The sequence below is a fragment of the Marinobacter litoralis genome, assembly GCF_003336705.1.
GTDB lineage: Bacteria > Pseudomonadota > Gammaproteobacteria > Pseudomonadales > Oleiphilaceae > Marinobacter > Marinobacter litoralis.
In genome coordinates, this window is record NZ_QMDL01000003.1 from 186,782 (window position 1) to 200,449 (window position 13,668).

At 54.5% G+C, this 13,668-nt stretch carries 12 protein-coding genes; 4 read left to right on the top strand and 8 right to left on the bottom strand.

Features of this window, described 5'->3' with window-relative positions; translation table 11 throughout:
• The first annotated feature begins 11 nt into the window (after window positions 1-11).
• Together DOQ08_RS10620 and DOQ08_RS10625 are read left to right on the top strand one after the other, a co-directional pair.
• Complete coding sequence (locus tag DOQ08_RS10620; protein ID WP_114334907.1) at window positions 12-1,790, top strand: acyl-CoA dehydrogenase; 1,779 nt, start codon at window positions 12-14, stop codon at window positions 1,788-1,790.
• Between the two features lie 23 nt (window positions 1,791-1,813).
• Window positions 1,814-3,235, top strand: a complete 1,422-nt coding sequence (locus DOQ08_RS10625) for an NAD-dependent succinate-semialdehyde dehydrogenase (protein ID WP_114334908.1) — start codon at window positions 1,814-1,816, stop codon at window positions 3,233-3,235.
• 109 nt (window positions 3,236-3,344) lie between these two features.
• Here the strand turns inward: DOQ08_RS10625 and DOQ08_RS10630 are convergent, their stop codons facing one another.
• The 3 genes from DOQ08_RS10630 to rlmE all read right to left on the bottom strand — a co-directional run bounded on the left by DOQ08_RS10630 (window position 3,345) and on the right by rlmE (window position 7,416).
• Window positions 3,345-4,970 (bottom strand): AMP-binding protein, encoded by a 1,626-nt coding sequence (locus tag DOQ08_RS10630; protein ID WP_114334909.1) that lies wholly within the window; start codon window positions 4,968-4,970, stop codon window positions 3,345-3,347.
• A gap of 44 nt (window positions 4,971-5,014) precedes the next feature.
• Entirely contained in the window at window positions 5,015-6,421 is a 1,407-nt protein-coding gene (locus DOQ08_RS10635) for a hypothetical protein (RefSeq protein ID WP_206074856.1), read from the bottom strand.
• A gap of 371 nt (window positions 6,422-6,792) precedes the next feature.
• A complete protein-coding gene (gene rlmE / locus DOQ08_RS10640; RefSeq protein WP_114334910.1) occupies window positions 6,793-7,416 on the bottom strand; it encodes a 23S rRNA (uridine(2552)-2'-O)-methyltransferase RlmE in 624 nt (207 codons plus the stop codon).
• A 148-nt stretch (window positions 7,417-7,564) separates the two neighbouring features.
• On the opposite strand from rlmE, the gene DOQ08_RS10645 reads away from it, so the two are divergent.
• Complete coding sequence (locus DOQ08_RS10645) at window positions 7,565-8,293, top strand: TrmH family RNA methyltransferase (RefSeq protein WP_114334911.1); 729 nt, start codon at window positions 7,565-7,567, stop codon at window positions 8,291-8,293.
• Between the two features lie 28 nt (window positions 8,294-8,321).
• Here DOQ08_RS10645 and DOQ08_RS10650 read toward each other — a convergent pair whose 3' ends face one another.
• Window positions 8,322-8,603 carry a YebG family protein gene (locus DOQ08_RS10650; protein WP_114334912.1) on the bottom strand — a complete coding sequence of 94 codons (282 nt, stop codon included), beginning with the start codon at window positions 8,601-8,603 and terminating at the stop codon, window positions 8,322-8,324.
• Between the two features lie 113 nt (window positions 8,604-8,716).
• Here DOQ08_RS10650 and nfsA point away from each other — a divergent pair, with 113 nt between their 5' ends.
• Window positions 8,717-9,454, top strand: a complete 738-nt coding sequence (nfsA, locus tag DOQ08_RS10655) for an oxygen-insensitive NADPH nitroreductase (protein ID WP_114334913.1) — start codon at window positions 8,717-8,719, stop codon at window positions 9,452-9,454.
• A gap of 23 nt (window positions 9,455-9,477) precedes the next feature.
• On the opposite strand, the gene DOQ08_RS10660 is transcribed toward nfsA, so the two are convergent.
• From DOQ08_RS10660 to DOQ08_RS10675, 4 genes are read right to left on the bottom strand one after another with little or no spacing between them, the layout of a single operon-like run.
• Window positions 9,478-10,149 (bottom strand): LutC/YkgG family protein, encoded by a 672-nt coding sequence (locus DOQ08_RS10660; RefSeq protein ID WP_114334914.1) that lies wholly within the window; start codon window positions 10,147-10,149, stop codon window positions 9,478-9,480.
• Entirely contained in the window at window positions 10,146-11,603 is a 1,458-nt protein-coding gene (locus tag DOQ08_RS10665) for a LutB/LldF family L-lactate oxidation iron-sulfur protein (RefSeq protein WP_114334915.1), read from the bottom strand. Before DOQ08_RS10665 ends, DOQ08_RS10660 begins: the two co-directional genes overlap by 4 nt.
• A complete protein-coding gene (locus DOQ08_RS10670) occupies window positions 11,600-12,427 on the bottom strand; it encodes a (Fe-S)-binding protein (protein WP_114334916.1) in 828 nt (275 codons plus the stop codon). Before DOQ08_RS10670 ends, DOQ08_RS10665 begins: the two co-directional genes overlap by 4 nt.
• Window positions 12,424-13,596 carry a mechanosensitive ion channel family protein gene (locus DOQ08_RS10675; protein ID WP_114334917.1) on the bottom strand — a complete coding sequence of 391 codons (1,173 nt, stop codon included), beginning with the start codon at window positions 13,594-13,596 and terminating at the stop codon, window positions 12,424-12,426. Before DOQ08_RS10675 ends, DOQ08_RS10670 begins: the two co-directional genes overlap by 4 nt.
• Window positions 13,597-13,668: the final 72 nt, after the last annotated feature.

Genomic DNA, 13,668 nt, shown 5'->3' on the forward strand with positions numbered 1-13,668 from the left:
GGGAGTACACCATGACAGAGTTCAGAGCACCCACCCGTGAGATGGCGTTTACCCTGCAGCAAGTCGCCGGGTTTTCAGAAATGGCAAAAGCCTGCGGCTACGAAGATGCTTCCGAAGATGTCGTTGCAGCCATTCTTGAAGAAGCCGCTCGCTTTGCCGGTTCAGTCATCGCCCCAACCAACGTCACCGGTGATCAAACCGGTGTGCGCCTGGATAGCGGCTACAAGGTGGCCACCCCGGCAGGCTTTAAAGAGGCTTACCAGCAATACGCAGAGAGCGGCTGGGCCAGCCTGCAGTTTGACCCGGAGTTCGGTGGTCAGGGCTTGCCTTTTTCTTTGGCCATTCCTGTTCAGGAAATGTGGCATGCTGCCAACATGGCGTGGGGGCTCTGTCCTTTGTTATCTCAAGGCGCCGTAGAGGCGCTTTCCGAGAATGCCAGCGACGTACTGAAAGAGCAGTTGCTGCCCAAAATGATTTCCGGGCAATGGACCGGGACGATGAACCTGACCGAACCACAGTCCGGCTCAGATTTATCCAACATTCGTACCCAAGCCCGTCCGGATGGCAATGCCTACCGGATAAAAGGCCAAAAGATTTTCATCACCTGGGGTGAGCACGACATGGCGGAGAACATCATCCACCTTGTACTTGCTCGCCTGCCCGATGCCCCTCCCGGCGTCAAAGGAATATCACTATTTGCAGTCCCCAAGTATCTGCCGGATGCTTCTGGGGAACTTGGGGAAAGAAACGACTGTCACGCGGTCTCACTTGAACACAAACTTGGCATCCACGCCAGCCCCACCTGCGTCATGAGTTATGGCGATAATGAAGGCGCCATCGGTTATCTGGTGGGCGAAGAGAATCGTGGCCTAGCCTGTATGTTCACCATGATGAACAACGCACGGCTAACCGTTGGCCTGCAGGGCGTTTCCATTTCCGAACGCGCTTACCAACAGGCGCGGGACTATACCTTCGAGCGAACTCAAGGCACAGCTCCCGGCGAACAAGGTGTTTCCCCGATCATCAAGCACCCGGACGTCCGCCGCATGCTGATGATCATGAAAACCTTAACGGAGGCTGCTCGCGGGCTCGCCTACACAGGCTGCGTCGCTGTTGATTACGCCAACGCTGAGAACCTGCCAGACGAGATCAAAAGCCGCTACACCCGACGGGCTAACCTGCTGACACCCCTGGTTAAAGGTTGGTGCACAGAAATTGCACAGGAAGTCACTTCTCTGGGTATTCAATGTTACGGCGGCATGGGTTTTATCGAAGAGACCGGCGCTGCACAGCACTATCGAGATGCCCGCATTCTACCCATATACGAAGGCACCAACGGCATTCAGGCCCTTGACCTGATCGGCCGTAAAACGATTCGTGACAAAGGCCAGGCCATGGCCGAGCTGATTGATGATATTCGCCCACTCACCGGCCCGCTGCAAAGTAGCTCAGTGCTCACCGCTGAGCGCCAGGCTAGATTTGACCAAGCAGTGGCGTTCCTCGAAGATGCCACCAGAATAGTTCTGGAACGCGGCGATGACGACCAGTTCACTGGTGCCGTTGCCTTCGACTACCTGATGCTGAGTTCAATCGTGACAGCAGGCTGGCTGATGCTAAAAGCCGCTACTGCAGCCGCAAATGATCAGGCTGACCAGAGTGCTTTCGCAGCAAACAAACTGGCCACCACGAACTTTTTCATCGATCACATTCTGCCACGCTGCTCTGCGCACCTGAGCTCGATGCGATCCGGTGACGACGCCATCATGGCGCTATCGGAAACAGACTTTTAATAACAACCAAGAGGTATCGCCTCATGTACATTAACGGAGAATGGTTAACCGGGCGCCCTGAGCTCTCGGTAACCAACCCCGCAACGGGTGAAGTCATCGGACAGGTGCCCGATTGCACAGATCAGGATATTGAGGCGGCCATTACGGCCGCCGATTGTGCTTTTAAAGAATGGCGAAAGACCACCGCTTACCACCGCTCCCAATTACTCTACCGGGCTTGGGAACTGATGATCCGGCAAAAGCGCGAACTGGCTGAGCTGATGACCCGCGAACAGGGCAAACCCCTGAAGGCGTCGCTCAACGAAGTTCAGTACGGTGCCGATTTTCTACTGTGGTTTGCCGAAGAGGCCAAACGCGTATACGGACAAAGTATTCCTTCTGCCCGTGAAAACCAGCGTTTTATGGTGCAGAAATCACCGGTTGGCGTGGTCGGCGCGATTACGCCCTGGAACTACCCGATCTCCATGATTACCCGCAAGCTTGCTCCCGCACTGGCCGCTGGCTGTACCGTCATCCTGAAACCGGCTGAAAGCACACCCTTGTGTGCAAAGGCCATGATGGAAATTTTCGCCGAAGCAGGCTTCCCAGCTGGCGTGGTTAACATGTTGACCGTACAGGATCCTTCCCGGGTGGGCGATGCGTTCTGTACCGACCCGCGCGTGCGCAAACTGACCTTCACCGGCTCGACGCCTGTCGGCAAAAAACTAAACGGTTTGGCCGCCGCTAACATGAAGCGCGTCTCTATGGAACTCGGTGGCCATGCACCGGCCATTGTCTTCCCTGATGCCGATCCGGTGCATGCGGCCAAAGGCCTGTCGCTGGTCAAATTCTTGAACACTGGCCAGGCTTGCATCAGCCCTAACCGTATTTTCGTGCACGAAGATCAGCTGGAGCCGTTCATTAAGGAGCTCACCAGCCGCGCCAACCGTCTGGTGGCCGGTAACGGTATGACCGAAGGAGTGGGTATTGGCCCGTTGATCAACAACCAAGCCATCCAGAAGGTTGATAGTCAGGTTAAAGACGCAGTTGCCAAAGGCGCAAAGGTAGAGACCGGTGGTTTACGTTTGATGGATAACGACCTGTCAGACGGTTACTTCTATGCTCCAACCGTGCTATCCGGTGTAACCCCTGAGATGAAAATTTATCGGGAGGAAACCTTTGGCCCGGTTGCTCCGGTCATCACCTATCGCTCAGAAGATGATGTCATCGCTATGGCCAACGACACCGAGTATGGCCTAGCTGCCTATATCTACAGCAACAACATGACCACTGCCATGCGGGCATTTGAAGCTCTGGATTTCGGCATCATTGGCATTAACGACATCAACCCGACCAGCGCTTCAGCGCCGTTTGGTGGCATGAAAAACAGCGGGCTCGGAAGAGAAGGCGCGCAGGAAGGTATTGAAGAATATCTGGAAACCAAATTGGGGGGCTTTGCCCTCTAGGTTGCTTTCTCACTGCTTATGCCCGGCTTTTAGCCGGGTTTTTTTGGGCCAAAAAAAGCCCCCGGCCGAGGCCGGGGGAAATAGCTACAGCTTTACAACAAGCCCACCGCTATGCTGTCAGCTGACTCCTCAACACATGCTTCTGCAGTTTACCGGTTGATGTTTTCGGCAAATTATCTGCGAATACGATCTTCTTAGGTACTTTAAATCCGGCAAGCTTGGTGCGACAAAAAGCCACCATATCCGCTTCCGTCAAACCGTCACTCCCGGATTTCAGGGTAATAAAGGCACACGGAATTTCACCCCAATGATCATCCGGAGCCGCAACGACCGCCGCTTCCAATACCGCCGGGTGCTCGTATAGTGTGCTTTCGACTTCTAACGTCGAAATATTTTCGCCGCCGGAGATAATAATGTCTTTGGAACGGTCTTTGATTTCCACATAGCCATCGCGGTGCCATACACCTAGGTCACCCGTGTGGAACCAACCGTTATTAAACGCCTTGGCAGTTTCTTCTGGGTTATTAAGGTAACCCTTCATCACGGAGTTGCCTCGGACAAACAGCTCACCAATGCTCATCCCGTCTTTTGCAACGGGCTCAAGCGTGACAGGATCTGCCACCATCATGTCTGTCATAGACAGAGAGATGATCCCTTGCCGCGCCATCTTACTGGCTTTGTCCTTGGCATCCATGGAATTCCATTCGTCCTGGAATTCGCAAATCAGGCTCGGACCGTAGGTCTCCGTCAATCCATACAAGTGAACCACCTGCACGCCCATGGCTTCCATAGCCTCAATGGTTGCAGCTGGGGGGGCCGCGCCTCCAGTTGCGGCTGTCACGTGCTGGCTAAACGGTTTCTTATCTTCCTCGGGGGCATTAATGAGCATGTTCATAACAACCGGTGCTGCGCAAAAGTGAGTAACACCGTGTTTTGAAAGCGCCTCATAGATGGCCTTAGGCTGCGGTGAGCGCAGGCAAACATGAGTGCCCGCCACAGCGGTCACTGCCCACGGGTAGCACCAGCCGTTGCAATGGAACATCGGCAGTGTCCATAAGTAAACAGCTCCTGCAGGCAATCCAAACCCAATCACATTACTCATGGCGTTCAAATTGGCCCCACGGTGATGGTAAACCACGCCTTTTGGGTTACCGGTAGTGCCAGAGGTATAATTCAGAGCAATGGCCTGCCATTCATCGTCAGGCATATCCCATTGGAAATCATCGTCACCGGTCGCCAGCAAAGCGTCATAGGTCAAGGTGCCAATTAGCTCGCCGCCGTCGAAGTTCGGATCGTCGACATCGATGACTGTGGGTTTGGCATCACAACCCTGAAGTGCTTCCCTGGCTCGGCCGCTGTATTCTTTATCGGTAAAGAATACTTTGGCACGGCTATGATTAAGCATGAAGGTCATAGTCTTTGAATCAAGCCGGGTGTTTTGGGCATTCAACACCGCACCGATCATCGGCACCGCGAAATGCAATTCCAGCATTTCAGGAATGTTCGGTAACAAAGCAGCGACCGTATCGCCTTTACGCACCCCGAGTTTGCGCAGAGCGGAGGCCATTTTCAGGCAGCGCTCATAGGTTTCTGCCCAATTCCGGCGGATACTTCCGTGAATAACCGCTGTGCGTGACGGATGCGCCAGGGCCGTTCTTTGGATAAAGGTGATCGGTGTCAGCGGCGTATAATTCGCCTCTGTTTTATCGAGCCCTGCCTCATACATATTTTCCATTCCACTTAACCTCTTGTTTTTCTATCTAAAAGGCGCTGCCGCCTTTAGCTTCGCTCGGAAGCTATTTCTGCATCGCCAGCAGGCTCATCATTACTTGGGTGTGTCGCTGCACAGGCACTTGCGAACCAGTTTTTCTCCAATGCTAGCCACAGCACGAGACCGATACCCAAGCCCCATGCAGCACCTTTGACTGCCAGGACTGATCCAACGATTATTGCAACGCCTCGTTCAAGGTTGCTCTCTCGCTCCAGCATTTCGATCGCTAAATACCCACACAAGTAACCCTGAATCAGCAAGGTCAGTGCCATACCAATATTGAGGCCGGGTTTAAACAAAGTCACAACGGGCACCAACACGATAGCGATAGTCATCCCCCAGTACAGACTGGTTGCGCCACCCCAATAACTGTCCATGACCGAACGTGGATTGTTCATATAGCGGTTAATAACCAGCGCCTGCCCACCGGTCCAAGCCGGACCCGACAGACTGATGAAAGGCGCAAAAATGCCATGAAGAGTATTCCGAATCCCTACGATGATGCTGTTACGGCGGGGGCTAAAGACAAGTTTCTCGTCCTTGCGTGCGCTATCGGCATTTTTGAATAGCGAGTCCATCACCAGGATATCGCCAAAGGCAATGATGTAAGCAGCCAAAGCCAGCGGGATAGCATCAATAAAGTACTGAAACGGCGGAATTCCAAGACCAATGATGCTGTATTCCTGAAGGATTGTACCTACCGGAATCGTCGTGAAACCCCACTCGATTACGGGCATTTCGACCTCTCCGATAATCAAGCCGAACACGTAAGCGATTAGAAAAGGTATCGCGATACCGTACTGAGCAACAAAGCGGAAAAAACCGTAACGAGCGCGGAGTGGTCCTGCGGTTTCGGAAAAGAGCATGAAGAAGCCCAGCACGGCGCCCGTCAAAATGGTGATTGGCATCGTCCAAACACGACCATCAGCCGCAAATTCACCCATCACCGCAGAAACCCCGGCACCGATAAGGATGCCTGCCTTTAGAGACATGGGCATTTTTCGTACTAGCGAGTCAGCCCCCTTAAAAACCCCTAGCCCCAAGAAAACCAAGGCGACCGTTAACTGCAGTGCAATGAGCGCCAGTATCCTCGCCTCCCCCTCTGGATAGCCCATCAAAAATGCCACGTACAGAGGGATTCCCGCGGTGATCCAGCCAGCAACGGTTGGGTCACCAAAATGCGTATGCAGCAAATAAAGAATGTTGTTGAAGAGTACAAAGGCAACCGCGATTTCAAACGGAATACCCAACACTGAAGTCATAAGAGCCGTGATACTCAATGGAACAACACAAAGTATCGCACCCTGCAAAATATCCGGAATTTCTAGTTTGTAGTGCACGAAGGGCACGCGCAATTTTAACGCCCCTAACGCTGATGGCTGCTCGCCACCTGTTGGTCTCTTCTGCACGGACATTGTTTTTGTTCTCCATCCATCGGAATTTGGAAATGCTACTGCTTAGGATTTACTCTCCAACAGAATACTAGGCATTAACACCCATACAATCAATGGTTTTTACTTGGTTTTTCGAGTAAGTTTATTTGGAACCCCAAGAGAGGAACAAAACCACGGATCAGATTATCTTTTAAATCATTCAGTTAGACGGATATAGCCGAACCTCGATTGGCAAAATCAGAAGCAAATCCACGGATTTTTTTAAAAAAGAGGGAAAAAGGCGCTACTCAGGGACGGCACAAGACAAGAAGTCGCCCCAAGGAGGAGCACTTTCAGGAAGGAGAACCCTATAAAACAATAGGTTTTAAGGGGACGGAGGGCCCCTTAATGAATCAGGCGCCCTTGAATCCCTTGGCCACCAAGTAAACTTCCCGGGACCGGGCTCTTGAGGAATCCGGCTTGCGCACGGACACCTTGTCAAAGGCAGCGCGCACCGCTTTGACGTACTCATCGTAACCTTCGCCGTGAAACACTTTGGCGACAAAGCTGCCTTTCGGTTTCAGCACCTGACAGGCCATGTCCAAAGCCAGCTCCACCAAATACATAGACGCAGCCTGGTCTGCAGCATTCACGCCGCTGATGTTAGGCGCCATGTCAGAAATGACCACATCGGCTTTGGCGCCATCCAATGCAGCCATCAGTTCGTCAAACACCGACTCTTCGGTGAAATCGCCCTGAATAAACTCAACCCCGGCGATGTTATCCATGGGAAGGATGTCCGATGCCAACACCCGGCCTTTGTGGCCCACCAGCTTGGCCGCCACCTGCGACCATCCGCCCGGCGCTGAGCCAAGATCGACTACCAAACCATTGGGCTGAATCAGCCGATCTTTGTCGTTGATTTCCAGCAATTTATAACTGGCGCGGGAGCGATAGCCGTCCAACTGAGCCTGCTTCACAAAGGGATCGTTGACGTGCTCTTCGAGCCAGCGGTTACTGCTTTTTGAACGGGCCATCGGAATAGTCTTCTGTTTACTGCGGGAAAGCGCCATTGTACGCCGCTGCCTACACGACCGCAAAAGCCGCCAAGCGCCTGACAAGCATCAGGCGCACCAGTACAATGGCGCAACACCGCCACGCAATGCTTAACACTGGAAACCTGCCGTGAAGCTGGACGACATCAAGAAACTGCATCAAAAGAAATATCGCCAATCCTTGGGGCACTTCTTGGTGGAAGGCGAACACTTGGTGCTCGAGCTGGAAAAGGCGGCCGCCAGCAATCCACACTGGAAGCGGGCTCAGTTGTTTGTCACCAGCGCCTACGAAAGCTGGCGCAGCCCGTGGCACAAGCAAGTGATCAGTGATCGGCAAATGGCTCAGCTGGCTGACACCAAAACCCCGCAGGGCATTCTCGCGGTGGTTCCTTTGCCTACCCCCGCCAGCACCGAGTCAGCCAACGAGGGCAAAGCCGTTTACCTGCACGAAGTGCAAGACCCCGGTAACCTTGGCACCATTTTGCGTACTCTGGCGTGGTTTGGCGGGATGCGTTGCCTACTTAGCCCCGGCAGTGTTGATCCTTACAACCCGAAAGTCGTCCGCTCCAGCATGGGTGCTATTTTTCATGTTCCACTGGAAATCGACATCAGCTTAGATGCCCTGAGCCAGCGTTACCCGAACATTGCCTGCCTGGACATTGGTGGTGACAGCCTTACAGAGCCCGGTTTTCAAGACCACGATTGTTACCTGTTCGGCAACGAAGCCCGTGGCGTGCCTGCCGCAGCCTTAACCAAGCTCAACGCTCATCGATACACCATCCCTGGCGCAGCGGCGATTGAGTCTCTGAATCTGGCCTCGGCCGTGAATATGGCGGCTTACGAACTGAATCGGGGATAATCCGTAATTATCAGGGTTTAGCAGGCGCTCAGCTTTCTGCGGGCGCAGCCTCGGCCAGCAATTCCGGCTTTTTCATGGCTTTCGCGAACAGGTCTTTGTTTTCGGCGATGCTCATCGCACACTGCTCTGCCAAGTCTTCAGAAAGCCCTTCTACGTTTTTCTCCAACCAGAGCGCTACATTCTCTGCCAGCTCCAGCACTTTATCCCGTGCATCGGCTTCGGCTTTGCTTTGAAAGAGCATGGTATCTGGGTTGCTTAGCGCCATTTCCAGTCCGTCCCGATCAGAAAAGTATAATGATTGCACTGCCATGAGGCGTCCTCGCAGTCGTTAAATGCATGTATATTTATACAGTAGCATAGTACACGCAATTAACCGAGGATAGGAGCCTTGCTTAGGATTTTATTCACAACCAATGAGGGGCTATGAATCCAACCATCGAACTTCTGAAGTCACACCGCTCCATCCGCAAGTTCAAAGATCAGCAGATCCCCAGAGAGCTTTTTGAGGAGCTGATTCGGGCAGGTCAAAGCGCGGCCACTTCTAGCCACGTGCAGGCTTACACCGTGATTCATGTGGTTAATCCGGAAAGCCGCGCGCGCTTGGCGGAATTGGCGGGCGGCCAGCCCTATGTCGAAAGCGCCTCCGATTTTCTGGTGTTCTGTGCCGACATGAAGCGCTCGACCGAAGCCGCCGAGCGATCGGGTGCCGACGTTACCCGCGGTATGACCGAGCAACTCCTCGTTGCCAGTGTAGATGTCGCTTTGATGGCTCAGAACGTGGTGATTGCAGCTGAATCGGCAGGTTTAGGCATTTGTTACATCGGCGGCATTCGCAACAATCCGCAAGAAGTCAGCGAGCTGTTGAAACTACCCGAGCATGTCTATCCGGTTTTCGGTTTGTGCCTGGGCTATCCGGACCAAAACCCGGAAGTGAAACCTCGCCTGCCACTGGCCAGCATTTTGAAACAGGACGTCTACGACGACTCAAGTGATGAGGCATTGGTGGCGGAATTTGACGACACCATGGCTCGTTACTATCGGGAACGCACAGGTGGCAACAAAAGCACCAACTGGTCTGAACAGTTAAAACCCTTGTTCACCAGCAAACTGCGCGCCCATATGAAAGAGTTCTTGAACAAACGCGGCTTTGGCCTGAAGTAAGCACAGGCTTCGTACGAAGAGAATCAAGCGTCTTCAAGGATGAGGACAACCAACTCTTTCGGGCCGTGGGCGCCATAGGCCAGTACCTGCTCGATATCCGCGGTTTTCGAAGGCCCGGACACCAACAAAAGGTTGGTCGGCAAACCGGCCGACCAGTTCTGCTTTTGCATCATGCCGTACAGGTTGTCTTCGATCTCGCTGGCCTTCAGCAAAGCGATGTGCAGCGGTGGCAACAGGCTCATCAAACGCGGTTCATCCCGGTCTGGCCACAACACCAGAGAGCCGGTTGCAGCAATGGCACCGGCAGTGCTGGTGATACTCGCATCCACTTGCCAGAACAGTTCTTCTTTCCATTCCTCTATCGGGCGATCGTAGGCCAGCAGGTTTGGCTCGGCAGCGACTTGCGCCCAGAACTCCGCCAGCTGCTGCCCATGCTCGGTACCCGGTGCGTACAGCAGGTTGCTGAGTTTGCGGCTATCCAATAACTCCTGCACTTTCGCAGGCCAGTTGGCTGCAGCCAGTGTATACACCTCGGTATGAACGGCTTCCATCAGGCTGCGAAGGCGCTGGACTCGGTCTTCTGGCGCGTACTGCCAAGGCTCGGTTACCAGCGCTTCGTCAAACTGATCGGGCCTTGGCGTTGTTCCCGCTAAGCCGGCCCGGAGTTTGTTCAGAATATTGTCGCGGGCGCTCATGGTTGGCCTCCCGATTTTGTCTGGGCGTTCAGGTGGGCTTTCGCCAAATCGTGCAGAGAACGGCGAGCCGGTATCGGCGCAGTGTGATTATCGGTCCATGGGCCAAGTTTTCCGGGCGTCAGCTTGCCAAAGCGGGTTGCGGCCCATAGCAAACCTTTATACAACGATGGCCGGCTATTCAACGTTGCCCATATGCGCCAAAGGGCGCGCTCTTTGCGGGAGTATTTCGCACCGCTTCCTTTGACAACCGGTGGTTCCTCCGGGCTTTTCACGTTCTCCTGCCGCAGCCGTTGCAGCAATTCCGGAATGGGAATTTTCACCGGGCATACCTCACCACAAGCACCGCACAATGATGAAGCGCTGGGGTGATCGGGCACGTGATCCAGGCCTACCATGTGCGGGGTGACAATCTTGCCAATTGGTCCGGGATACACTTCGCCGTAGGTGTGGCCACCCACTCGGGTATACACCGGGCAGTGATTCATACAGGCACCGCAGCGAATGCAGTTCAGGGTTTGGCGCAGTTGTGCGTCCGCGAAAGCTCCGCTTCGGCCGTTATCCAGCAGCACCAAATGCACTTCTTCCGGGCCGTCAAGTTCATCCGCTTTGCGAGGGCCAGAGATCATATTCACGTACGTGGTAATCGGCTGACCCAGTGCCGAGCGCGTTAAGAGCGACAACAAAGGCACCACATCCCGAAGGTTTGCCACTACTTTTTCGATACCCGTAACCGCCACATGCACCGGAGGAACCGTGGTACTCATGCGGCCGTTGCCTTCGTTTTCCACCAGCAGCAAGGTGCCGGTTTCCGCGATCGCAAAGTTCACACCCGACACCCCGACGTCCGCTTCCAGAAACTTCTTGCGCAGGGTGCGCCGGCCAATCTGAATCAACTCGTTCACATCGTCGGTTTCGTCCACACCCAGCTTGTTGTGGAAAAGTTTCGAAACCTGCCGGCGGTTTTTGTGAATCGCCGGCATGATGATGTGGGACGGTTTTTCGCCATCCAGCTGGACGATGTACTCGCCCATGTCGGACTCCAGGCACTCGATATCCCGTTCGGCCAGGTAATCATTCATCTCCATTTCTTCGCTGACCATGGACTTGCCCTTCACCACCTGCGAGCCCTGTTTCGACTCGATGATGGTGTGCACAATGCGATTGGCCTCTTCCGTGGTTTCTGCCCAATGGACGTGAACGCCGTTTTCGGTCAGTTTCGCTTCCAGCTGTTCCAGCAAATCCGGCAACCGGGACAGGGCCCGGGCTTTGATCTGATTCCCTAACTCTCTTAGCCCTTCACGCTCATCCTCATCGGGAAAGGCATCGGAGCGCTTTTGCATCAGCGAATCCATGGCCACCCGGAAGTTTGTCCGCAGTTGGCTGTCCGCCAAAGCGTCTGTGGCGCGGCCACGGAAGCTGCTGGTGAGTTCTGTCACCGGAATACGCTGGCTCATGACGCGCCCTCGCCACTGATTCGCTCCCACAGAAAGCTGGCCAGATGCCGGCCCCGGAAGGCCTGCTTTTGCTTATCCAGCGCGCCATTGATATTCAGCAAACATCCTCCATCGGCGGTCACCATTTCGACCGCTCCGCTGTTCCGCAAGGCTCGTGTTTTATCGAGCACCATGGCGCCGGACACTTCCGGCATGCGCACAGAGAAGGTGCCACCAAAACCACAGCATTCGCTTTCGTGATCGTGGTCCAACCGTTCCACCTTATCCAGCTTGCCCAGCAGCTCCCGGGCGTGCAGGTGGGTGTTCATTTCCCGGCGGGCCGAGCAAGACGTGTGCAGTGCAACCTGAGTGGGCTGGCCCAAGTCCCGCCACTCAACCTTGCACACATGAAGCAAAAATTCGGTCAGCTCAAACGTTCGGCTAGCTAAATCCTCGACCCGTTTCAGCGTTGCAGGTTCCTCCGCGAAGACTTCCCGGTAATGCTGGCGAAACATGCCGGCGCAGGACCCGGACGGCACCACCACCGGCAGGCCGTTATCCAGCACGGTCAGTTGAGATCGGGCTACGTCCCTTGCCTCATCTGCATAACCGGATGTCCAAGCCGGCTGACCACAACAGGATTGTTGCTGCGGAAAATGCACCCGAATGCCTTCGCGCTCCAACAAACGAATGGCATCCAGTCCGGCTTCCGGAAAAAACAGGTCCAGCACGCAGGTTCCAAACAGCGTCACCTCGGTGGGCTTCGCTGGATATGCTCTTGGTGCAGGCCGTGCTGGAGCGACCCGCGTGGCATTGGGTGCGGCATCGTAGAACAGTTCACTCACGCGCTATCGCCCCCAGTCTCTGCGGCACGATCTACCCGGTTTTTTGGGTAAAGTGGCTCAAGGATCGGCTTCAGGCCTTTAGCCTCATCAACAAAGAGCTGAAGATGCGGGAAGGGTATTTCGATACCAGCCTCATCCAGCGTCTCTTTAATCTGCTCCAGGACGTCCGCCATGATGGTTGGCTGCACATCCAGGTTATCCGGTGTAATCCAGATTTTGACTTCCAGATCCACCGACGAGTCACCCAGATTTTTAAGCACTACCCGTGGCTCCATGCCCGGTGACTGCAGCACCTCCGGGTGCGCCAAAAGTACCGGCATAATCGCGTCTCGGGCGGCCTTGGCCGATTCTTTGTAGGCAATACCCACCGAGATGTTCAGCCTTGTAGCGCCTTCGGCACTGTAATTAACGATCTCTGACGAAGCGACGCTGTCATTGGGAATCATGGTAAAAATATTGTCCCGAGTCCGCAGCCACGTGGTGCGCAGCGCAATCTTCACCACCTTGCCATCCTGGCCATTGATGGTGACCCAGTCACCAATGCGAAACGGCCGCTCAATCAACAACGTGATACCGGCGATGAAGTTTGAAAGCGTCGACTGGGCTGCGAACCCCACGGCTATACCGACAATCCCGAGGCCCGCGACAATCGACAACAGGTCAAACCCGAACTGCGCGAGGATCGTAACCACCGCAAAGGTTGCCATCACCACCGACAACACATTGCCCGCCAACTGCTGAATAGATGCATCCAACCGGTTACGGCGCAGCGTTTCGGCCGTCAGGCGACGGATAACCAGCCAGGCCACGTAGAAGCCCAGCGCCAGCAAACCGGCCCTCGCGACCGCTTTTAGAAACTCAACCCCCGCTCCGAATTGCGCCAGGATAACCAGCAACGCACCCAGCCCGGCCAAATACCGTAGCCCGCTTCTCCCGTGCTTGAAGGCGGAACGCTCAACATTGCGCTTACCGATCACTAGCCGAATAAGCCCAATCAACACCAAGTAAGCCCCGAAAAACAAAGCCAGATACAGAATCGAAATCAGCATCTGACTGAGAACGTACGCTCCCACTTCACGCCATTCATAATCGTGGCCGCCAAAGGCGCTCAGCGTATCCCCAAGATTTTTCTTTAACTGCTCAACCACGACTGCCGTGAATTCGACCATCAATCCCGTCCTTTACCAAATAAGCGCGGAAGACCTTCAAACTACCGTTGGGGCAAGTGCTTGCGCAATACA